At 67.9% G+C, this 21,531-nt stretch carries 20 protein-coding genes; 9 read left to right on the top strand and 11 right to left on the bottom strand.

Features of this window, described 5'->3' with window-relative positions; genetic code table 11:
- Window positions 1-39 precede the first annotated feature (39 nt).
- From gyrB to dnaA, 6 genes are all read right to left on the bottom strand, one after another.
- Window positions 40-2,109, bottom strand: coding sequence for a DNA topoisomerase (ATP-hydrolyzing) subunit B (gene gyrB, locus DEJ47_RS19120; protein WP_150169951.1), 2,070 nt, complete (start codon window positions 2,107-2,109; stop codon window positions 40-42).
- Window positions 2,110-2,374: 265 nt separating this feature from the next.
- Window positions 2,375-2,953: a DUF721 domain-containing protein gene (locus tag DEJ47_RS19115; RefSeq protein ID WP_150169950.1), complete on the bottom strand. Its 579-nt coding sequence runs from the start codon at window positions 2,951-2,953 to the stop codon at window positions 2,375-2,377.
- Complete coding sequence (gene recF, locus DEJ47_RS19110) at window positions 2,950-4,071, bottom strand: DNA replication/repair protein RecF (protein ID WP_150169948.1); 1,122 nt, start codon at window positions 4,069-4,071, stop codon at window positions 2,950-2,952. The genes DEJ47_RS19115 and recF overlap by 4 nt, the downstream gene beginning before the upstream one ends.
- Before the next feature lie 79 nt (window positions 4,072-4,150).
- On the bottom strand, window positions 4,151-5,035 hold the full coding sequence (gene gnd, locus DEJ47_RS19105; RefSeq protein WP_150169946.1) for a phosphogluconate dehydrogenase (NAD(+)-dependent, decarboxylating): 885 nt from the start codon (window positions 5,033-5,035) through the stop codon (window positions 4,151-4,153).
- An 89-nt stretch (window positions 5,036-5,124) separates the two neighbouring features.
- Window positions 5,125-6,255 (bottom strand): DNA polymerase III subunit beta, encoded by a 1,131-nt coding sequence (dnaN, locus tag DEJ47_RS19100; protein ID WP_150169944.1) that lies wholly within the window; start codon window positions 6,253-6,255, stop codon window positions 5,125-5,127.
- Window positions 6,256-7,163: 908 nt separating this feature from the next.
- Window positions 7,164-9,062, bottom strand: coding sequence for a chromosomal replication initiator protein DnaA (dnaA, locus tag DEJ47_RS19090; RefSeq protein WP_150169942.1), 1,899 nt, complete (start codon window positions 9,060-9,062; stop codon window positions 7,164-7,166).
- A gap of 366 nt (window positions 9,063-9,428) precedes the next feature.
- Here dnaA and rpmH point away from each other — a divergent pair, with 366 nt between their 5' ends.
- The 9 genes from rpmH to DEJ47_RS19045 all read left to right on the top strand — a co-directional run bounded on the left by rpmH (window position 9,429) and on the right by DEJ47_RS19045 (window position 16,395).
- The gene (rpmH, locus tag DEJ47_RS19085; RefSeq protein WP_006381191.1) at window positions 9,429-9,566 is read left to right on the top strand and encodes a 50S ribosomal protein L34; all 138 of its coding nucleotides are present in this window, start codon (window positions 9,429-9,431) and stop codon (window positions 9,564-9,566) included.
- 21 nt (window positions 9,567-9,587) lie between these two features.
- Window positions 9,588-9,959: a ribonuclease P protein component gene (rnpA, locus tag DEJ47_RS19080; protein ID WP_150169940.1), complete on the top strand. Its 372-nt coding sequence runs from the start codon at window positions 9,588-9,590 to the stop codon at window positions 9,957-9,959.
- Window positions 9,956-10,312 (top strand): membrane protein insertion efficiency factor YidD, encoded by a 357-nt coding sequence (gene yidD, locus DEJ47_RS19075; protein ID WP_150169938.1) that lies wholly within the window; start codon window positions 9,956-9,958, stop codon window positions 10,310-10,312. Before rnpA ends, yidD begins: the two co-directional genes overlap by 4 nt.
- Window positions 10,313-10,315: 3 nt before the next feature.
- On the top strand, window positions 10,316-11,641 hold the full coding sequence (gene yidC / locus DEJ47_RS19070) for a membrane protein insertase YidC (protein ID WP_150169936.1): 1,326 nt from the start codon (window positions 10,316-10,318) through the stop codon (window positions 11,639-11,641).
- Between the two features lie 14 nt (window positions 11,642-11,655).
- The gene (locus DEJ47_RS19065) at window positions 11,656-12,171 is read left to right on the top strand and encodes a protein jag (RefSeq protein WP_150169934.1); all 516 of its coding nucleotides are present in this window, start codon (window positions 11,656-11,658) and stop codon (window positions 12,169-12,171) included.
- Between the two features lie 99 nt (window positions 12,172-12,270).
- Entirely contained in the window at window positions 12,271-12,987 is a 717-nt protein-coding gene (gene rsmG / locus DEJ47_RS19060) for a 16S rRNA (guanine(527)-N(7))-methyltransferase RsmG (protein WP_150169932.1), read from the top strand.
- A 262-nt stretch (window positions 12,988-13,249) separates the two neighbouring features.
- Window positions 13,250-14,326: a ParA family protein gene (locus tag DEJ47_RS19055; protein WP_150169930.1), complete on the top strand. Its 1,077-nt coding sequence runs from the start codon at window positions 13,250-13,252 to the stop codon at window positions 14,324-14,326.
- Window positions 14,323-15,471, top strand: coding sequence for a ParB/RepB/Spo0J family partition protein (locus DEJ47_RS19050; RefSeq protein ID WP_150169928.1), 1,149 nt, complete (start codon window positions 14,323-14,325; stop codon window positions 15,469-15,471). Before DEJ47_RS19055 ends, DEJ47_RS19050 begins: the two co-directional genes overlap by 4 nt.
- 306 nt (window positions 15,472-15,777) lie before the next feature.
- A complete protein-coding gene (locus DEJ47_RS19045) occupies window positions 15,778-16,395 on the top strand; it encodes a GNAT family N-acetyltransferase (RefSeq protein ID WP_150169926.1) in 618 nt (205 codons plus the stop codon).
- Window positions 16,396-16,480: 85 nt separating this feature from the next.
- Here the strand turns inward: DEJ47_RS19045 and trxA are convergent, their stop codons facing one another.
- From trxA to DEJ47_RS19020, 5 genes are all read right to left on the bottom strand, one after another.
- Complete coding sequence (gene trxA, locus DEJ47_RS19040; RefSeq protein ID WP_055565802.1) at window positions 16,481-16,810, bottom strand: thioredoxin; 330 nt, start codon at window positions 16,808-16,810, stop codon at window positions 16,481-16,483.
- Window positions 16,811-16,851: 41 nt separating this feature from the next.
- Complete coding sequence (gene trxB / locus DEJ47_RS19035; RefSeq protein WP_150169924.1) at window positions 16,852-17,811, bottom strand: thioredoxin-disulfide reductase; 960 nt, start codon at window positions 17,809-17,811, stop codon at window positions 16,852-16,854.
- A 169-nt stretch (window positions 17,812-17,980) separates the two neighbouring features.
- The gene (locus DEJ47_RS37535) at window positions 17,981-18,481 is read right to left on the bottom strand and encodes a hypothetical protein (protein WP_317850818.1); all 501 of its coding nucleotides are present in this window, start codon (window positions 18,479-18,481) and stop codon (window positions 17,981-17,983) included.
- 491 nt (window positions 18,482-18,972) lie between these two features.
- Window positions 18,973-19,719 carry an RNA polymerase sigma factor SigM gene (sigM, locus tag DEJ47_RS19025; protein ID WP_150169920.1) on the bottom strand — a complete coding sequence of 249 codons (747 nt, stop codon included), beginning with the start codon at window positions 19,717-19,719 and terminating at the stop codon, window positions 18,973-18,975.
- A 42-nt stretch (window positions 19,720-19,761) separates the two neighbouring features.
- Window positions 19,762-21,474 (bottom strand): protein kinase family protein, encoded by a 1,713-nt coding sequence (locus tag DEJ47_RS19020; RefSeq protein ID WP_150169918.1) that lies wholly within the window; start codon window positions 21,472-21,474, stop codon window positions 19,762-19,764.
- Window positions 21,475-21,531: the final 57 nt, after the last annotated feature.

Raw genomic sequence — 21,531 nt, 5'->3', positions numbered from 1 at the left:
GGTCAAAGTCCTTTCGAGGTGCGGCTTGTACGGGCCGACTCAGATGTCGAGGAAGCGAACGTCCTTGGCATTGCGCTGAATGAACGAGCGCCGTGCCTCGACGTCCTCTCCCATCAGCACCGAGAAGAGGTCGTCGGCCTGCGCCGCGTCGTCCAGGGTGACCTGTCCGAGCACGCGGTGTTCCTGGTCCATCGTCGTGATGCGCAGCTCCTCGGCGTTCATCTCGCCGAGACCCTTGAAGCGCTGGACCGAGTCGTCCTTGATGCGCTTGCCGGCCTGGCGGCCGAGCTCCACCAGGGCGTCGCGCTCGCGGTCCGAGTACGCGTACTGGAAGTCGTCCCGCGACCACTTGATCTTGTAGAGCGGCGGGCGCGACAGGTAGATGTGCCCGGCCTCGACCAGCGGCCGCATGAAGCGGAACAGGAACGTCAGGAGCAGCGTGTTGATGTGCTGACCGTCGACGTCGGCGTCCGCCATCAGGATGATCTTGTGATAGCGGAGCTTCTCGATGTCGAAGTCCTCGTGCACACCGGTGCCGAAGGCGGAGATGAGCGCCTGGACTTCCTGGTTGTGCAGGATCTTGTCGACGCGGGCCTTCTCGACGTTCAGGATCTTGCCTCGGATGGGCAGGATCGCCTGGTACATCGGGTTGCGGCCGGACTTCGCCGAGCCACCGGCGGAGTCACCCTCGACGATGAAGATCTCGCACTTCGTCGGGTCGTTCGACTGGCAGTCGGAGAGCTTGCCCGGCAGGGAAGCCGTCTCCAGGAGGCCCTTGCGGCGGGTCAGGTCGCGCGCCTTGCGGGCGGCGACGCGCGCGGTGGCGGCCTGGATGCCCTTGCGGATGATGTCCGCGGCCTCGTTGGGGTTCCGGTCGAACCAGTCCGTGAGGTGCTCGTGCACGACCTTCTGGACGAAGGTCTTGGCCTCCGTGTTGCCCAGCTTGGTCTTGGTCTGGCCCTCGAACTGGGGCTCGCCCAGCTTCACGGAGATGATCGCGGTCAGACCCTCGCGGATGTCCTCACCCGTGAGGTTGTCGTCCTTCTCGCGGAGGAGCTTCTTCTCGCGCGCGTAGCGATTGACCAGGCCCGTCAGTGCGGCCCTGAAGCCCTCCTCGTGCGTACCGCCCTCGTGCGTGTGGATCGTGTTCGCGAAGGAGTACACACCTTCGGTGTACTGCGAGTTCCACTGCATGGCGATCTCGGCCGAGAGGAGGCGCTCCTTGTCCTCGGCCTCGACGTCGATGACGGTCGGGTGGATGACCTCACCCTTGCGGGAGTTGAGGTACTTCACGAAGTCGACGATGCCGCCTTCGTAGTGGTACGTGACCGTGCGGGCCTCGGCGGCCTCGTCGTCGGTCGCCTCGGCCGAGTCCGCACCCGCTGTGGCCTTCGCCGACTCGCGCTCATCAGTGAGTTTGATCGTCAAACCCTTGTTGAGGAACGCCATCTCCTGGAAACGCCGCGCCAGCGTCTCGAAGGAGTACTCCGTCGTCTCGAAGACGTCCGGGTCGGCCCAGAAGGTGACCGTGGTGCCCGAGTCCTCGACCGCTCCGTGCTTGGCGAGCGGCGCCGTCGGGACGCCCAGCTTGTAGTCCTGGGTCCAGCGGTAGCCGTCGCGCTTGATCTCGACCGCGAGCTTGGTCGACAGTGCGTTCACGACGGAGACGCCGACGCCGTGCAGACCACCGGAGACGGCGTATCCGCCGCCGCCGAACTTGCCGCCCGCGTGGAGAACGGTCAGCACGACCTCGACGGCCGGCTTCTTCTCCACGGGGTGCATGTCGACCGGGATGCCACGGCCGTTGTCGACCACGCGCACGCCGCCGTCGGGGAGGATCGTGACGTCGATCGTGTCCGCGTGCCCCGCGAGGGCCTCGTCCACGGAGTTGTCGACGACTTCCTGCACCAGGTGGTGCAGGCCACGTTCACCGGTCGAGCCGATGTACATGCCGGGTCGCTTGCGGACCGCGTCCAGACCCTCGAGGACGGTGATCGCGCTGGCGTCGTACGAGGGCGGGGCCTCGCCGTTCTCGCCTGCGGCGGTGGACGGGATGTTCTCGTTGGGGTTGCCGGAATCGGCCACGAAGCGCCCTTTCTGGCACAGCACAAGCCAAGCTCCCGGCGGTGGCCGGAGCGGCTGCGTCGTTCAGCGATAGTCAGCGTTGCTCGGTGCGTCCCACAAGTGGGGCGGGATTAGCTTCCAGTCTACCGGTAGCGCTGACAGTGATGGGGGTTTGCCGGTACCTGAGTCCTCATGTGCCGCCCTGAACCGGCTGCGGCCGACTCCCCATATGGGGCCCAGGGCTCCAGAACGCTCACAGCGGCACTCAGCGCTTCGGGACGTCAACCCCCAGCTACCGTCGCCGACGGCCTCAGCCGTAGGTGTCTCCGGGGCCCGTGCTGCCGGGTGCGCGCAAGGGGCCGAAGCGGTGCGCGGGGCCCCCGGGGCCGAGGACCTTGATGAGGCGCACGGTGCCGTGGCCGAGGTCCTCGTTGAGGCGCGCGACCAGCTGCGGGGCCATGAGGCGCAGCTGGGTGGCCCAGGCCGTCGAGTCGCACTGCACGGTGAGGACGCGCTCGTCCTCGTCGTACCGCTGGGGGACACAGTGGTTCGCCAGGTCGCCGCCGACGATCTGCGGCCAGCGCCCCATCACACCGCCCACGGCGGCGGGCGTCTCCCAGCCGCGCTCGGTGATCAGACGGTTGATCGCGGAGCCGAGCGGCAGCGGATCGCGCCCGTCGGAGCGCGCGCCGGATCGCAGTCCGCCGCGCCGGGCCTGCTTCTTCTGCTGCGCGGCATCACCACGCGCGCGTGCCTGCTCCTTCGCGGCGCGCAGGGCGACCCGGGCGAGGTCGACGCCGGAGGGCTCGGGGGTCTTCGGGGCGGGCGTTTCCGGGGTGCCCGTGGAACCTGCTCCGGAGGCGCTCTCGAAGGGCTCTTCGGCGCTCATACGCGGTCCACCGTGCCGTCCGTCACATTGAAGCGCGTACCGGTGAGCACGCCCGGCACGTCGTCGTCCACGGCGGCGGTGACGAGGACCTGCTCGCCGGGGGCCACCAGCTCCGCGAGCCGCTCCCTGCGGCGGGCGTCCAGCTCCGCGAAGACGTCGTCGAGTACGAGCACCGGCTCGTTGCCCTCGGCCCTGAGCAGGTCGTACGAGGCGAGCCGCAGCGCCAGCGCGTACGACCAGGACTCTCCGTGGCTGGCGTACCCCTTCGCGGGGAGCTGGCCCAGCTTGAGCAGCAGGTCGTCGCGGTGCGGGCCGACCAGGGTGACACCGCGCTCGATCTCCTGCTTGCGGGCCTCTTCGAGGGCGGCGGTCAGCTGCTCGTAGAGCGCCTCACGCGTGTGGCCGTCGCCGGGAGCCGACGGCCTGTACTCAAGGGAGACCGGGCCCCCACCGGGTGCCAGCTGTTCGTACGCCTTGTCGGCGAGCGGCTGCAGTGCGGAGATCAGGTCGAGCCGCTGGGCGAGCAGCTCGGCTCCCGCGCGGGCGAGGTGCTGGTCCCAGACGTCGAGGGTGGACAGGTCCATGGAGCGGCCGCCGTGGCGCCGTGCGAGGGCGGCCGACTTCAGGAGGGTGTTGCGCTGCTTCAGGACCCGGTCGTAGTCGGAGCGGACCCCCGCCATGCGCGGCGACCGCGCGGTGATGAGCTCGTCGAGGAAACGACGCCGCTCACCGGGGTCGCCCTTGATCAGCGCCAGGTCCTCGGGCGCGAACAGCACTGTCCGCACGATGCCCAGTACGTCACGGGGTCTGACCTGCGAGGACCTGTTGATGCGGGCGCGGTTGGCCTTGCCGGGGTTGAGTTCGAGCTCGACCAGCTGCTGCCGTTCGCCCTGGCGGACCTGGGCCCTGATGACGGCGCGCTCGGCGCCCATCCGCACCAGCGGGGCGTCCGAGGAGACCCGGTGGCTGCCGAGCGTGGCGAGATAGCCGACGGCCTCGACGAGGTTGGTCTTGCCCTGGCCGTTGGGGCCCACGAACGCGGTGACGCCCGGATCGAGAGGGACCTCGACCCGGGCGTACGAGCGGAAGTCGGCCAGCGACAGATGCGTGACGTGCATGGTGTGCGCCGACCTCCCCCGGCCTACTTCTCTTACTGAAGCCTGTGCACAACCGTCGAGGTTGCGCACAGGCTGTGGATCAGTGCTCGCTCTTGGACTCCACCGCGTGGCCCCCGAACTGGTTGCGCAGCGCGGCGATCATCTTCATCTGCGGGGAGTCGTCCTGGCGCGAGGCGAACCGCGCGAAGAGGGAGGCCGTGATCGCGGGCAGCGGCACGGCGTTGTCGATGGCGGCCTCGACCGTCCAACGGCCCTCTCCGGAGTCCTGCGCGAAGCCGCGCAGCTTCTCCAGGTGCTCGTCGTCGTCCAGCGCGTTGACGGCGAGGTCGAGCAGCCAGGACCGGATGACCGTGCCCTCCTGCCAGGAGCGGAAGACCTCACGGACGTCCGTCACCGAGTCGACCTTCTCCAGGAGCTCCCAGCCCTCGGCGTAGGCCTGCATCATCGCGTACTCGATGCCGTTGTGGACCATCTTCGCGAAGTGGCCGGCACCGACCTTGCCCGCGTGGACGGAACCGAAGTCACCCTCAGGCTTCAGGGCGTCGAAGATGGGCTGCACCTTCGCGACGTCGTCCTTGTCGCCGCCGTACATCAGCGCGTAGCCGTTCTGGAGGCCCCAGACGCCGCCGGAGACGCCGCAGTCGACGAAGCCGATGCCCTTGGCCTTCAGCTCCTCGGCGTGCTTCTCGTCGTCCGTCCAGCGGGAGTTGCCGCCGTCCACGACGATGTCGCCGGGCTCCAGCAGCTCGCCCAGCTCGTCGATGGTGGCCTGGGTCGCGGCCCCTGCCGGGACCATCACCCACACCACCCGCGGGCCCTTGAGCTTGCCCACAAGCGCTTCGAGGCTGGGGACATCCGCGAGATCCGGGTTGCGGTCGTATCCGATGACGGTGTGACCTGCGCGGCGGATGCGCTCGCGCATGTTGCCGCCCATCTTGCCGAGGCCGACGAGACCGAGCTCCATCAGAGGTTCCTTCACTAGCGAGGTGGCGTTACGGCACTTTCGTACCTGCGTCCGAGCCTACGCCCGGACGCACGCACACACCTGTGGGCTCAGCCGCTCAGACGTACGGGCATGATCAGGTACTTGTACGCCTCGTCCGCCTCGGCGTCCACGGCCGGCTTGCCGCTCAGAAGAGCGGGCTTCGTCGACGTGGTGAACGACAGCTGGGCGACCGGAGAATCGATCGCGCTGAGGCCGTCGAGCAGGAACGTCGGGTTGAAGGCGATCGAGATGTCGTCGCCGTCCAGCTGGGCGTCGACCCTTTCCACAGCCTGTGCGTCGTCGCTGGAGCCCGCCTCCAGGATCAGCACGCCCTGCTCGAAGCTGAGCCGCACCGGCGTGTTCCGCTCGGCGACCAGGGCGACGCGCTTGACGGCCTCCACGAAGGGGGCGGTCTCGATCACGGCCACCGAGTTGAACTCGGTCGGGAACAGCGTGCGGTACTTCGGCAGGTCACCCTCGAGGAGACGCGTGGTCGTACGCCGTCCCGCACCCTCGAAGCCGATCAGGCCCTCGCCGGCACCCGAGCCGGAAAGGGCCAGGGTGACCGTGTCGCCGCTCGTGAGCGCCTTGGCGGTGTCCAGGAGCGTCTTGGCGGGCACCAGGGCCACAGCGGACGCCTCGGGGTTCTCCGGCTTCCACAGGAACTCGCGGACCGCGAAGCGGTAGCGGTCGGTGGAGGCCAGGGTGACCGTGTCGCCCTCGATCTCGATGCGGACACCGGTCAGCACGGGCAGCGTGTCGTCGCGTCCCGCGGCGATGGCCACCTGAGAAGCGGCAGAAGCGAAGACCTCGCCCGGGACGGTGCCCGTGGCGGTCGGCATCTGCGGCAGTGCGGGGTACTCCTCCACAGGGAGGGTGTGGAGTGTGAATCGCGAGGAGCCGCAGACCACCGTCGCCCGTACACCGTCTGTGGAGATCTCCACCGGGCGGTTGGGGAGCGCGCGGCAGATGTCCGCGAGCAGGCGGCCCGAGACGAGGACCGTGCCCTCTTCGTCGATCTCCGCGTCCACCGAGACGCGCGCCGAGACCTCGTAGTCGAAGCTCGACAGGCTCAGTGCGCCTTCCTCGGCCTTCAGCAGCAGGCCCGCGAGGACGGGCGCGGGCGGCCGGGCCGGGAGGCTGCGCGCCGCCCAGGCCACTGCCTCCGCGAGTACGTCGCGTTCAACCCGGATCTTCACCTAAGCCGCCTCCTGCTGTTGCTGGCTGCTCTCGCCCGCTGGGCCTGTGGCCCTCGTCGTCTGACTCGGTGTCTCTCAGCCATGCCGTGGGAAGGACACCGGGGACCAGTCTGACGCACCGCACTGACAGTCGGTGCCTGTCGGGGTCAAGTCGTGCCGAGAGGTGTCGGAGCTCCGGAGCGAGAGTTGTGCACAGCCCCAGCTTCGAAACCATTTCCCCGGTCTCTCTAGTTGGGAGTAGTAGTAGGGGCTGTGGAAACCGTGGATAACAGCGAAAGCGCTGGTCAGGCCCGGTTTTTTATCCACCGACCCTGTGGGCGGCACCCGTGGACAACCCGGCGTTTCTGTGGACGGGCGAAAGTTCTGCACACCCGGTGCACAGGAAGGGGTCACTTCTCCCCAGCGCTGTCCCCAGCTTTACCCAGCTTCCCCACAGGCCAACCGACCACCTTGGTGTGACGCCTTTCACTCGACTCGGTGAGAGGGCGCGTCGCGTTGCCGAACAGTGGACAGCCGTGTGGAGAAGCTGGGGAAAGCTGGGGACAACGCTCGCCGTCCTGTGGGTCGCCGGTGGACAACTTCATGCACAGCCTGTGGACGAGATTTTTCTCCACAGCCTGTGGACAGTCTTCGTCCACGAATCCACAGACACCTGACCTGGCCTGATGATCTCTCAGCAGGGTCCCCTGTGGACAGCGTCTGGACAACTTCCCGGTCCCCAGGGTGTGGAGGGAAAAAAGTTGCCCAATCTGTGGAGAACACCCGCCTGAGCAGGCGAAATCGAACACAGACGGCTCGCACGCGCGCGTGGGATGACCGCCACGCGCACGAGCCGATGCTGAAAGGGCACCAAAAAGGCGCCCCAGGAGGAGTCCTGGAGCGCCCTCGGCGACGTTCTGCGGAGGCTGTCAGCCGTTCTTGATGCGGTTGGTGAGCTCGGTTACCTGGTTGTAGATGGAGCGCCGCTCGGCCATCAGAGCGCGGATCTTGCGGTCGGCGTGCATCACGGTCGTGTGGTCACGGCCGCCGAACTGCGCACCGATCTTCGGCAAGGAGAGGTCGGTGAGCTCCCTGCACAGGTACATGGCGATCTGCCGGGCCGTCACCAGGACGCGGCTGCGCGAGGATCCGCACAGGTCGTCCACCGTGAGCCCGAAGTAGTCGGCCGTGGCCGCCATGATGGCCGGCGCGGTGATCTCCGGAGCGGCGTCCTCGCCGCCCGGAATGAGGTCCTTGAGGACGATCTCGGTGAGCCCCAGATCCACGGGCTGTCGATTGAGCGACGCGAAGGCGGTCACCCGGATCAGCGCGCCTTCCAGCTCACGGATGTTCCGCGAGATGCGCGACGCGATGAACTCGAGCACCTCCGGCGGGGCGTTCAGCTGCTCCTGCACCGCCTTCTTACGAAGGATGGCGATACGCGTCTCCAGCTCCGGCGGCTGGACATCGGTGATCAGTCCCCACTCGAAGCGGTTGCGCAGCCGGTCCTCCAGCGTGACCAACTGCTTCGGCGGCCGGTCGCTGGAGAGGACGATCTGCTTGTTCGCGTTGTGGAGCGTATTGAAGGTGTGGAAGAACTCCTCCTGCGTCGACTCCTTGTCCGCGAGGAACTGGATGTCGTCGACGAGCAGGATGTCCATCTCGCGGTAGCGCTTGCGGAAGCTGTCGCCCTTGCCGTCGCGGATGGAGTTGATGAACTCGTTGGTGAATTCCTCCGAGCTCACGTACCGCACGCGCGTGCCGGGATAGAGGCTGCGGGCGTAGTGCCCGATCGCATGCAGGAGGTGCGTCTTGCCGAGCCCCGACTCCCCGTAGATGAAGAGGGGGTTGTACGCCTTCGCCGGCGCCTCGGCGACGGCGACCGCGGCCGCGTGGGCGAAACGGTTCGACGCACCGATGACGAAGGTGTCGAAGAGGTACTTCGGATTGAGGCGCGCGGTGGGCTCGCCCGGCCCCGTCGCGGGCGCCGGCTGTGCGGCCAGCGGGCCGGGGGCGCCGCTCGACGAGGTGGGGCCGACGGGCCCGCCCCGGTGCACACCATGGCCGCCGTGCCCAGCGCCACGGGGGCCGCCGTGCTGCTCGGACATGTCATGACGCTCGCGCCGGTCCTGCGGCTCGGAGCGCTGCTGCTCGTACGGCGAGCGCTCCTGGGGCGGCTGCGAGCGGTAGTCGTGCTGAGGCTGCTGCACCGGGTTCGCGTACGGGTCGCGCTCGGGGAAGCCGAGCCGCTGCTGCTGCCAGCCGTAATCGTCCTGGGGCTGCGGCCAGGCGCCGGGGGCCGGGCGCTGATAGTCCGGGTAGGCGGGCCGTGCGGTCGGCATCTGGTCCGACCGGGAGCCGCCCTGGTGCTCATCCGAGGAGCGCCGTCCGTAGCCGTCGTACGTGTCGCGTCCCTGCCCCGAGCCGGGCGGCAGCTCGGGCTCTTCATAGCGGTGCTGATGAGACGGCTGCTGGTGGGACGGTTGCTGGTGGGACGGTTGCTGCGGCGCGGACTGATGCTGGACGGGCGGGGCCGGGGGGCCCGGCTCGCCCACGGAGTCGTCGACCGTGATGGCGATGCGGATCGGGCGCCCGCATTCCCGGCTCAGGGTCTCGCTGACCACCGGCGCGAGGCGGCCTTCCAGTACGCCCTTGGCGAATTCGTTCGGAACGGCGAGCAGCGCGGTGTCCGCGACGAGCGCCAGGGGCTGACAGCTCCGGAGCCACCGCTCGTCCTTCGCTTCGACGCCCTGCCCGCGGCCCTCACCCAGCAGATGTTCCAGAACTCGTGGCCACACTGCGGCAAGATCGGCAGGTACGTCAGCCACAGGGCACGCTCTCTCACGGGTCCCACGAACGTGTGGTTCCTGGGACGGAAATAGGGATGGGGAGAAGGAAGGGAACGAATCGGAGTTCCGTCACGGTAGTCAGGGCGACGGGTACGGTTCAAGTTGTTGTCCACAGGCTGTGCACAGTGTCTCTCCATCACGGTCGGTTTGACCGGATGGCGTAGCCCCGCGTACCGTGACCAGGTCGAGTTGTCGATGGCTGCTGCCGCCTGCCTCCGATGGGCAAAGATCACGATCTGTGATTGTGAAGCGGTGCACTCGGTGCGTATTCGCGAGCTTCTCGTGGGCGCACGGTGACAGCCAGGCGATGTCCCGCCACCACCGAATCATTTCTGGAGCCCCCGAGTGAGCAAGCGCACCTTCCAGCCGAACAACCGTCGTCGCGCCAAGACCCACGGCTTCCGCCTGCGGATGCGCACCCGTGCCGGCCGCGCGATTCTCGCGAACCGTCGTGGCAAGGGTCGCGCCAGCCTGTCCGCCTGATCTCAGTCAGGTCATGACGTCGTGCTGCCTACCGAGCATCGGCTGAGGCGGCGCGAAGACTTCGCGACCGCGGTACGCCGAGGACGCCGGGCCGGACGCCCGCTTCTCGTCGTCCATCTACGTAGCGGCGCAACCGACCCGCACGTGCCAGGGGAGAGCTCTCCCCCGACACGTGCGGGTTTCGTCGTCAGCAAGGCCGTGGGTGGAGCCGTCATACGCAACACCGTGAAGCGCAGACTCCGTCACCTCATGCGCGACCGGCTGGCCCTGGTGCCCCCCGGTAGCCTGGTGGTAGTACGAGCGCTGCCCGGAGCGGGCGACGCCGACCATGCACAGCTGGCCCGAGACCTGGATGCCGCCCTGCAGCGGCTGCTGGGAGGGGGCGCGCGATGAAGTACCCGCTGCTGGCTCTGATCAAGCTGTACCAGTGGACGATCAGTCCGCTCCTGGGCCCGGTGTGCAAGTACTACCCGTCGTGTTCCCGCTACGGCTACCTGGCCATCGACCGGCACGGTGCGATCAAGGGAACGGCGCTCACGGCCTGGCGCATCCTGCGGTGCAATCCGTGGTCGCTCGGTGGTGTCGACCATGTTCCGCCGCGCAAGCGTCCGCGGTGGCACGAGATGCTGCGCGCTTCCTGGCGCGAACGCAAGGGCGGGACCTCCGCCGCAAGCGAGCCGACCGGAGATCTTCCCCCGGGCACGGCCGCCGAGACCGAGACCCCGTCCCATGCTCAAGGAGCCTGATTAGTGGACACGATTGCCAGTCTCTTCAGCTTTATCACGACACCAGTTTCGTGGGTCATCGTCCAGTTCCACTCGGTGTACGGGAAGATCTTCGGTCCCGACACGGGCTGGGCCTGGGGCCTGTCCATCGTGTCCCTGGTGATCCTGATCCGGATCTGCCTGATCCCGCTCTTCGTGAAGCAGATCAAGGCCACTCGGGCCATGCAGACGCTGCAGCCCGAGATGAAGAAGATCCAGGAGCGCTACAAGAGCGACAAGCAGCGCCAGTCCGAAGAGATGATGAAGCTGTACAAGGAGTCGGGTACCAACCCGCTCTCCTCGTGCCTTCCCATCCTGGCGCAGTCTCCGTTCTTCTTCGCCCTGTACCACGTGCTCAACGGCATCGCGACGGGCAAGGAGATCGGCGTCATCGACGGCCCGCTCCTCGAGAGCGCGCGGAAGGCACACATCGTCGGTGCCCCGCTGGCCGCGAAGTTCACGGACAGCGCTGACAAGGTCGCGTCCCTCGGCGCCACGCTGACGGACGTCCGGGTCGTCACCGCGGTCATGATCGTCCTGATGTCGGCGTCGCAGTTCTTCACGCAGCGCCAGCTGATGACGAAGAACGTCGACACCACGGTCAAGACGCCGTTCATGCAGCAGCAGAAGATGCTGATGTACGTCTTCCCGATCATGTTCGCCGTCTTCGGCATCAACTTCCCCGTCGGTGTTCTCGTCTACTGGCTGACCACCAACGTGTGGACCATGGGCCAGCAGATGTTCGTGATCCGCCGGAACCCCACCCCGGGCTCCAAGGCCCAGGCCGCGTTCCTGGAGCGCCTGCAGAAGCAGGTCACCCACCACAAGAAGGTGCGCGGGCGTGGCAACACGAACGTGATCAAGGCGATTGTCGCCAAGGGCCGGGACCGCAACGAGTTCGAGCGCAAGTTCATCAACGGTCTGACCAAGGCGGGCCTCGCGGCCCAGGCCGACGGCACCGTGGTGGAGAGCGAGTCCTCCGTCCTCACCGAGACCGAGGACGGCACCCCCGCGAGCGGCGGCCCGAAGCGCCAGCAGCCCAAGCGTCAGAGCAAGGCCAAGCGCCAGTCCGGCGCCGTCCAGGGTGCGGCCGGAACCGGTGAAGCGGGCGCCACCAAGGCGACCGAGCCGTCCGACGCGAAGCCCTCGCTGGAGAAGACCGCGGCCGAGCCCAAGGACGACTCCCCCCAGACCAAGCAGGCCGGTGGCAACAAGCAGGGCACCCCGCCCGGCTCCGGTCAGCGCAGCCGAGCAAAGTCGGGACAGCGCAAGGGCCAGCAGCGGCCCAAGCACCCGTCCTCCAAGAAGTAGAAGGAGCCCATCCAGTGACGGAAGGCACCACCACCTCCGCCGCAGCTGAGGCCGGCGACACCCTGACCCGCCTTGAGCAGGAGGGGGAGATCGCGGCGGACTACCTCGAGGGTCTGCTGGACATCGCCGACCTCGACGGCGACATCGACATGGACGTCGAGGCCGACCGGGCCGCTGTCTCGATCATCAGCGACAGCAGCAGCCGCGACCTTCAGAAGCTGGTCGGCCGTGACGGTGAGGTCCTGGAGGCGCTTCAGGAGCTCACGCGCCTGGCCGTGCACCGCGAGACCGGTGACCGCAGCCGCCTGATGCTGGACATCGCGGGCTACCGCGCCAAGAAGCGCGAGGAACTCTCGGAGCTGGGCGCCAAGGCCGCCGCCGAGGTGAAGAGCAGTGGCGAACCGGCCAAGCTCAAGCCGATGACGCCGTTCGAGCGCAAGGTCGTGCACGACGCGGTCAAGGCCGCCGGTCTGCGCAGCGAGTCCGAGGGCGAGGAGCCGCAGCGCTTCGTCGTAGTGCTCCCCGCCTGATCGGCACAGCGTTAACCGGCCCCGTCTGTTCGCAGGCGGGGCCGATCTTTGTCAGCCTGATAGACAGCCACCCCAGTGCGGTACGGAAGGACGGTCCCCGTGACGGAGGCAGCGGAGCTCCCCCCGGCGCCGGAAGAGGCCCGGACGGTATTCGGCGAGCGCTTCCCGGACGCGGTCCGGTACGCGGAACTGCTGGCCGACGCGGGAGTCCAGCGAGGTTTGATCGGCCCTCGCGAAGTGCCGCGACTGTGGGAACGGCATCTGCTGAACTGCGCCGTGCTGTCCGAGGTCGTGCCCGAGGGCGTCACGGTCTGCGATGTCGGCTCCGGTGCCGGGCTGCCGGGTATCCCGCTGGCCCTGGTTCGCCCCGACCTGAAGATCACGCTCCTGGAGCCGTTGCTGCGGCGCACGAACTTCCTCACCGAAGTCGTGGAACTGCTCGGTCTCGACCATGTGACGGTCGTGCGAGGGCGTGCCGAGGAGGTCCTGGGCAAGCTGCCGCCCGTCCATGTGGTCACGGCCCGCGCCGTCGCGCCACTGGACCGCCTGGCAGCCTGGGGAGTCCCGCTGCTGCGTCCGTACGGGGAGATGTTGCTCCTCAAGGGCGACACCGCAGAGGAAGAGGTGAAGGCGGCCGGCGCCTCTCTGAGCAAGCTCGGTGCTGTGGACACTTCCGTGCTGCATGTCGGTGAGGGCGTCGTCGACCCGCTGTCCACGGTCGTACGGGTCGAGGTCGGGGAGAGTCCCGGTGGTGTGCGCTTCGCGGCGAAGCGCGCCAAGGCCGCGCGTACCGGTCGTGCACGCCGCCGCCGCTGATCCGTCCTGACGACGAGCCGTACTCCACAAAAGCTGCCAAACGTACCCATACCGGGGTGTCGCACCAGCGACACCCCGGCTGCCGTGCATCGTGTTTCACGTGAAACGTCGCTCACTGCTGCATGGCATCATCAGCCGCGGCCGCGCCGCGGAACCCCGCGACCGTCGACCACTCGGTTCCCTCGATAAGGGCACGGAGTTGTCCACAGAGGTGGATTCGTCCACAGAAGACCGGGCCTCGCTGGTTCACGACCCTCAAAGCATGGGAGGCTCTGTTCATTGCGAGCCTGATGTCGAGGAGAGTGAATCCTTGCGGTCCGACGCCAACATCGCGGGACCGATGACCGATCCGGTCCCCGGTCCCCGTACCGAGTCGGCGGGGGAGGATGTTTCACGTGAAACACCGACCCCGATGGACGACACACCCATCGGTCGTGCTGCCCAACTGGCGGTGGAAGCGCTCGGCCGCGCAGGCGAAGGTCTGCCGCGCCCCGAGCAGACCCGCGTCATGGTGGTCGCCAACCAGAAGGGTGGAGTGGGCAAGACGACGACGACCGTCAATCTCGCCGCTTCACTCGCTCTGCACGGCGCCCGCGTCCTGGTGATCGACCTGGACCCCCAGGGCAACGCCTCCACGGCTCTCGGTATTGACCACCACGCCGAAGTCCCGTCCATCTACGACGTGCTGGTCGAGAGCAAGCCGCTCTCCGACGTGGTCCAGCCGGTCGTCGACGTCGAGGGGCTCTTCTGCGCTCCGGCCACCATCGATCTCGCCGGTGCGGAGATCGAACTCGTGTCACTCGTGGCACGGGAGAGCCGACTGCAGCGAGCCATCCAGGCGTACGAGCAGCCGCTGGACTACATCCTCATCGACTGCCCGCCGTCGCTGGGCCTCCTGACGGTCAACGCCTTGGTGGCCGGCGCGGAGGTGCTGATCCCCATTCAGTGTGAGTACTACGCGCTGGAAGGACTTGGGCAGCTCCTGCGCAACGTCGATCTGGTGCGGGGGCACCTCAACCCGAACCTGCACGTGTCGACGATCCTTCTCACCATGTACGACGGCAGGACCCGGCTCGCCTCGCAGGTCGCGGACGAGGTGCGCAGCCACTTCGGCAAGGAAGTCCTGCGGACGAGCATTCCGAGATCCGTCCGTATCTCCGAAGCTCCGAGCTACGGACAGACGGTTCTCACTTACGACCCGGGGTCGAGTGGCGCCCTCTCCTATTTCGAAGCGGCACGCGAGATCGCGCTGCGAGGGATCGGGGTGCACTACGACGTCCAGCACGCCCACATGGGCGCTCAGAACGACCAGCACAGCATGACGGAGGGGATGCAGTGAGCGAACGACGCAGAGGACTGGGGCGAGGCCTCGGTGCCTTGATCCCTGCTGCCCCGACGGAGAAGCAGCCCCCGCACAGCGCGGGCGGAGGTTCGACCTCACCGACGGCCGTCCCGGTACTGACCGCTGAGCGTGGCGTGGCTGCCGCGAAGGTGACATCGCTCCCGCAGAGCCCTGTCTCACAGAACCCTGTCTCACAAAGCCCTGTTTCACATGAAACGGCGGAGCCACCACAGCAAGCCGCAGAGGCGTCCGAGAGTCAGACCGTGGCCGGTGCGCACTTCGCCGAGCTGCCGCTCGACGTCATCACGCCGAACCCGCAGCAGCCTCGCGTGGTGTTCGACGAGGACGCCCTCGCCGAGCTGGTCACCTCCATCAAGGAGGTCGGTCTGCTCCAGCCGGTCGTGGTGCGGCAGCTGGGTCCCGCGCGCTATGAGCTCATCATGGGCGAGCGGCGCTGGCGGGCGTGCCGTGAGGCGGGTCTTGAGCGCATCCCGGCCATTGTTCGGGCCACCGAGGACGAGAAGCTCCTCCTGGACGCCCTTCTCGAGAACCTGCACCGTGCTCAGCTGAACCCGCTGGAAGAGGCTGCGGCCTACGACCAGTTGCTCAAGGACTTCAACTGCACGCATGACCAGCTGGCGGACCGTATCGGCCGGTCGCGCCCGCAGGTCTCCAACACGCTGCGGCTGCTGAAGCTGTCTCCGGCCGTCCAGCGCCGGGTCGCCGCCGGAGTTCTCTCCGCGGGACACGCCAGGGCACTGCTCTCCGTCGAGGACTCGGAGGAGCAGGACCGGCTGGCGCACCGGATCGTCGCTGAGGGCCTATCGGTACGTGCTGTCGAAGAGATCGTGACGCTCATGGGCTCACGGCCTCAGAGCGCTCCAAAGGCCAAGGGCCCGCGCGCCGGCACCAGGGTCTCCCCGGCTCTCAGCACGCTGGCCACGCGACTGTCGGACCGGTTCGAGACCCGCGTCAGGGTGGATCTGGGCCAGAAGAAGGGGAAGATCGTCGTTGACTTCGCCTCTCTGGAGGACCTGGAGCGCATCCTCAGCACACTGGCTCCGGGAGAGGGACCCGTCCTGAAGAACGGTCTGGCCGAAGACTCCTCGGAGAACGACGGTCCCGAGGACGGCAAGGCCTGATACGCACAGGTCAGCACCGCGGGAGCGGGTCGTGTCCGGTCTGTCCGGAACACGGCCCGCTCTTTGCTTTCCTGCGCTTTCGATGCAATCTCATCGTGGATACGATGCGTTCGGGTATGGCGCATCCACCTGACGGCACCTCATTGGGGAGGCGGGGGCCATGCGAACGATGAGCCGCACCGGACTGATGACCGCGGGCCTCGGGCTGGGGGCGGTCGGCGGCTTCGTCGGCAGTCTGCTCAGGGAACGCAATGCGCTGACAGCCGCTCGCAGCGCGGCGGCCGACGGAAGTGAGGAACCGCCTACATGGGGCGCCGGCTCGTACCGCTCACACTGGACAACCTCCCGGACCTCCCCGAGCGGTGCCGAGGCTGCGTCTTCTGGGAGCTGGACCCGGTCAGCGGCCAGGCCGCGGTAAAAGCCGGAACGCCCGAGCTGGAGAAGGAGGCGTGGATCTCCGCCGTCCTGCTGGAATGGGGGTCCTGTGGCCGCATCGTCTACGTGGACGATGTACCGGTGGGCTTCGTGCTCTACGCCCCTCCGGCCTACGTTCCGCGCTCTACGGCGTTCCCCACGAGTCCCGTGTCGCCGGACGCGGTCCAGCTGATGACTGCCTGGATCATGCCGGGCTACCAGGGGCAGGGACTGGGTCGGGTCATCGTCCAGACGGTCGCGAAGGATCTGTTGCGCAGGGGCTTCAAGGCGATCGAGGCCTTCGGAGACGCGCGGTGGGAGAAGCCCGCATGCGTACTGCCTGCGGAGCATCTCCTGTCCGTTGGATTCAAGACGGTCCGCCCGCATCCTTCCTATCCACGACTGCGGCTCGAACTCCGTACGACGCTCTCCTGGAAGGAAGACGTCGAGCTGGCACTCGACCGGCTGCTGGGGGCAGTACAGAAGGAACCGGTGCTCAGACCGCTGTGACCGAGAAGCAGGACTCTGAACGGCGAATGGACCAGCCCCGGCGGGGACTGGTCCATTCGTGTTTCACGTGAAACATCGCCACTGATTACTCGGCGATGAAGTCCGCCAGGTCCTTCTCGATGGCGGCCTTCGGCTTGGCGCCGACGATGGTCTTGGCGACTTCGCCACCCTGGTAGACGTTCAGGGTCGGGATCGACATGACGCCGTACTTCGCAGCGGTGCCGGGGTTCTCGTCGATGTTGAGCTTGACGACCTGGATCTTGTCCCCGTGCTCCTTGGCGATCGCCTCGAGGGAGGGGGCGATCTGCCGGCACGGGCCGCACCAGGCAGCCCAGAAGTCCACGAGTACGGGCTTGTCGCTCTTGAGGACGACCTCCTCGAAGGAGGCGTCGGTCACGTTCTGCAGGTCGGCCACGGGAGGCTCCTTTTACTCGGTGGTGCGGTGGGGAAGAGGGGTCAGACGGTGACGGCTGCGGTCTCGCTGTCCACGAGGGCAGCGAGGAAGCGCTCGGCGTCGAGAGCGGCGGAGCATCCGGTGCCGGCCGCCGTGATCGCCTGACGGTACGTGTGGTCGACGACGTCACCGGCGCCGAAGACACCGGGCACGTTCGTCCGGGTCGAGGGTGCGTCGACCTTCAGGTAGCCCTCGTCGTCGAGCGTCAGCTGCCCCTTGAAGAGCTCGGTACGCGGGTCGTGGCCGATCGCGATGAACAGGCCCGTCACCGGAAGCTCGGACGTCTCGCCCGTCTTCAGGTTGCGCAGCGTCAGACCGGAGAGCTTCTGCTCACCCTTGATCTCGGCGATCTCGCTGTCCCAGATGAACTTGATCTTCGGGTCGGCGAAGGCCCGCTCCTGCATGGCCTTGGAGGCGCGCAGGGTGTCGCGGCGGTGCACGATGGTCACGGACTTGGCGAAGCGCGAGAGGAAGGTGGCCTCCTCCATCGCGGTGTCGCCACCGCCGATCACGGCGATGTCCTGGTCCTTGAAGAAGAAGCCGTCGCAGGTGGCGCACCAGGAGACACCGCGTCCGGAGAGGGCGTCCTCGTTGGGCAGGCCGAGCTTGCGGTGCTGGGAGCCGGTCGTGACGATGACGGTCTTCGCGCGGTGCACGGTGCCCACGGTGTCCGTCACGGTCTTGATCTCACCGGTCAGATCCACGGCGACGATGTCGTCCGGCACAAGCTCGGCGCCGAAGCGCTCGGCCTGGGCGCGCATGTTGTCCATGAGCTCGGGGCCCATGACGCCGTCCTGGAAGCCGGGGAAGTTCTCCACCTCGGTGGTGTTCATCAGCGCACCGCCTGCGGTGACGGCGCCCTCGAACACCAGCGGCTTCAGCGACGCGCGCGCGGTGTAGAGCGCCGCCGTGTAGCCGGCGGGCCCGGAGCCGATGATGATCACGTTACGGACGTCGGTCACGGCTTGATTCCTCGTCTCTGGGGACTGCTGCGTACTGCTGGTGGGTGCCTGTCTCAGGACTCTCACCCCACCCAACGGATCCTACGGGGCATGCATTCCCGTCCGGGTCCACGCACACGGAAGCCAGCGGAAACAGAGCGGGGAAAGAGACCCGGAAGAGACCTTGCAGTCAGCTCTGCGGGTAAGCGTGCGTCATCAGGACCTTGCCGGCGGGAGGCGAGGACTTGCCCACACAGGCCGCGTCGACGACGTACGCGGACACCTTGGTGCTGTCGGTGTCATGGGGCACCACGACTAGGTAGGCACGCTTGCCTTCGTACGAACCCTCTTCGGCGGCGAGCGGAGTCCTGTCGCCGATACCGCGTTGGATGCACTCCGGCACCTGCACCTGGACCGCGGTCTTCGGAGAGTTCTTCTCGGGGGACTCCGGGCTGGAGCGGGTGTCGAAGGACGGCGTCGAGGTGTCCGTTTTCCCGCCGGTCTTGTCGGAGCCGTTCTTCTTGAGGAGATCGGCGACGCGGCCCCCGATCTTCTGCCCGGAAAACGAGCTGCTCGCCGAGTTCTGTCGCTCGGAGGCCGTTCCTGTCGTCCCGTCGGAGTCGCCGCCCATGGTCTGGATCAGCAGGGACCCGAGACCGATCGCGGCGGCGGTGAAGACAGCGCCGAGCACTGCCGTACGCCGACGTGTGCCGCGCGATCGGCTGCCGCGACCCGGGCCTGTGGCTGCGCGGGCATGGCCCGCGGGACGATCGGGGCCCCCGGAGGAGGCAGGGTTAGACGTTGTTTCACGTGAAACACGTGTCCCGGCAGACGAAGAGGAACCAGGGGAGGAGGACGAGGCTGGCGCAGGAGAGGCGACGGACACCGGCTCGGATGCCTGGCCCTCCGCAAGCAGACCTGCGGAGGTGGTGGAGTCGAGCAGTGCTTCGGCTGCCAGCGCCGCGTCGATACGCCCGGCGACATCGTCCGGCATGCGCGGCGGCCCTGGCAGCGTGCCGAGCAGGCCTCGGATCTCTTCCAGGGAGGCGTGGACGTCGGCGCAGAGTTCGCAGCCGTCCAGGTGCCGACGTAGATCGCTCGTGCGCGACGGGGAGAGCAGGCCCTCGCTCAGATCCGAGATCTCAGCGACGTCCGGGTGTCCGGCCGAGTCGGTCGTATCTGTCACGCTCGCCCACCTCCGCCCTTCACGGCAGCTGAATCGCTTGGTCCTGTATCCCGTGGCCCTGCTGCCGGTGGGACGGATGTCCCCTGCGTCCGGTTCCTTCCTGAGACGGGTTTCCCACTTCTCCCTTCGCCGCTCTCCCCGTCACCGCTGTTCCCGTTGTCCGGAGGCGGATTCGTGCGGAGATGAGTGAGCAGCGGCAGGAGTCTGGCTCTGCCTCGGGCGCAGCGGCTCTTCACCGTGCCTGTGGGCACCTCCAGGACGCGGGCGGCCTCGGCCACCGGGTAACCCTGCATGTCGACGAGGACGAGTGCGGCGCGCTGATCGTGCGGCAGGGTGCCCAGAGCCTCCACCAGTTCCCGGTGGAGGTCGCCGCGCTCGACGGGAGCGGCAGCCGACTCCTCGGGCTCCAGGAGGCTCTCGAGGCGCTCGGCGTCGTCGATGGGGGAGGTCTTGCGGGAGGCCGCCTTGCGTGCCCGGTCCAGGCAGGCGTTCACGGTGATCCGGTGCAGCCACGTGGTAACGGCCGACTGCCCGCGGAAGGTGTGTGCCGCGCGGTAGGCGGAGACCAGGGCGTCCTGGACCGCGTCGGCCGCTTCCTCGCGGTCCCCGAGTGTGCGCAGTGCCACGGCCCACAGCCGGTCGCGATGGCGTCGCACCAGCTCGCCGAAGGCGTCCGTGTCGCCGGCGACGTGAGCGGCGAGGAGGTCCTGATCGCTCATATCTCCGTGCGTGGTGCTGTCCATCGTCGAACCCCCTCCCCCAGTGCGCCGCGGCGGGCCGAGCCCTCAGCCCTTGAGCTTCACGTCCGTGATGGCTTGCTTGTATCCCGCGCCGTAATACCCGTCGACAGGGGAGTTCGGCACCTCGGTCATCCAGAGAAGCACGTACCGCGACTTCACCGGCTTCTTGGCCTTGAGCTTCAAGGTCTGACTCGTCGTGGTGGCGGTCCCGATCTCCTTCATGGACTCGATGTCCGCCGAAGGGGTCAGCGAGTCCGTGGCGTACAGCGAGATCTTGGTTCGGTCACCGCCGTACCGGAGGGCCACCGACGCCTCGGAGACGTCCTGCTCCGAGCCGAGGTCGTAGACGATACCGACGCCGGCCTTGAAGGGGGCGAGCCTCGGGCCTTCTCTGAACGTCTTGGTGCGCCAGAGCGAGGACGCGTCCTTGTCGTACGTGTGGCTGACGCTCGACGGGTCCTGTGTCTTGCCCCCGACGACGAGTTCCTGACCGTTCTCGATATGGATCGGCTTCGTCGGCTTCGGCTGCCCCTTGTCGTCGCCGTCGTTGGTGTGCGTCGTCCCTGGGTCCCCGGAGTTCTCCCGGTCCATCAGGGCGTCCGCCAGCTGCCAGCTGCCGAGGCCCAACGCGGCGATGAGCAGCGCGGAGACTCCCCACTTCAGGACCCTGCCGGTGCGGCTCTGCAGCGGGGGCGGTGGAGTGGGTACGGGCTGGGTGACGCCGGGATGGGCCGCAGGACGGCCGTACGTGCCCTGCTGGTACGTGGTGCGCTGGTACTCGGGAGGCGCGGTGAACACCGGCTCAGGCGGGCGGATGCGGGGCATGTCGCCGATCGCCTTCACCAGCTCCTCCGGCGTCGTGCACGGAGGGTCCTGGCGGGAAGCGGTCGCGCCGTCGTTGACGAGCGCGCGCATGGCGAGCTCCGACAGACCGCGATGGACGCCCGCACGCACCTGATCGGGGGCGATCAGGCCTACGTCCTTGGGAAGCCCGGAGAGTCCGTACGCATCGTTCTCGTACGGCCAGCGCTGGGTGAGCGAGGCGTACAGGAGAGCGCCGATCGCTTCCGTGTCCGTGCGCTGGGGAGTCTCGGAGCTGATGCCGCGCAGCGCCGCGTTCACGGCGAGGCCGCGGATGCGGTACTGACCCGTGGAGGTGCGGAGCACGGCGCCCGGGGTCAGGCGCAGGTGCGCGAGACCCTCACGGTGTGCCGCGGCCATGGCCTGGGAGACCTGGCTGACCAGCTGGTAGGCGTCGTGGGCCTCCAGCGGTCCCGCGGCGAGCAGCGCGGTGAGTTCCGTGGCATCCGGCAGCCACTCGTGGACCACATAGACGAGGTCGTTCTCCTCGACGGCGTCCAGGACCTGCACGAAGCGCGGGTCGCCGAGCAGCGCCGAGGAACGGGCCGCCGCGAGGACCGAGCGGGCCCGCGGATGGTCGGCGGGCAGGAGATGCACCCCGACGGCACGGCGGAGTTTCTCGTCGACGGCACGCCAGCTGCTGAAACCGTCCAGACGGGTGACGCACTCCTCGAGCCGGTAGCGTCTGGCGAGCTTGTGGCCACTGTGCAGTTCTGGGGGTGAGGAGACCCCGCGGCTCTTTGACTTGTCGGTCTCCGCCGCCTCTTCTTCTGCTGCCGTGTCCCGCTCCCGGGTCTGGGCCACCCCGTCGGCCGTGGCCTGTTCCGCCTCTGCGGTCAGCGGCTCGTCGCCGCTGGTGTCTGCCACGTCGACGGCAGCCGTGCTCCGTTCCGCCACCGTCGTTCCTGCCTCCCCATCCATTGCGTTCGTCGGACGCCAAAGCCAATTGTGCCC

The sequence above is a fragment of the Streptomyces venezuelae genome (assembly GCF_008642355.1).
In the GTDB taxonomy this organism is placed as follows: domain Bacteria; phylum Actinomycetota; class Actinomycetes; order Streptomycetales; family Streptomycetaceae; genus Streptomyces; species Streptomyces venezuelae_B.
This window is presented reverse-complemented; position numbering and strand designations above follow the sequence as displayed.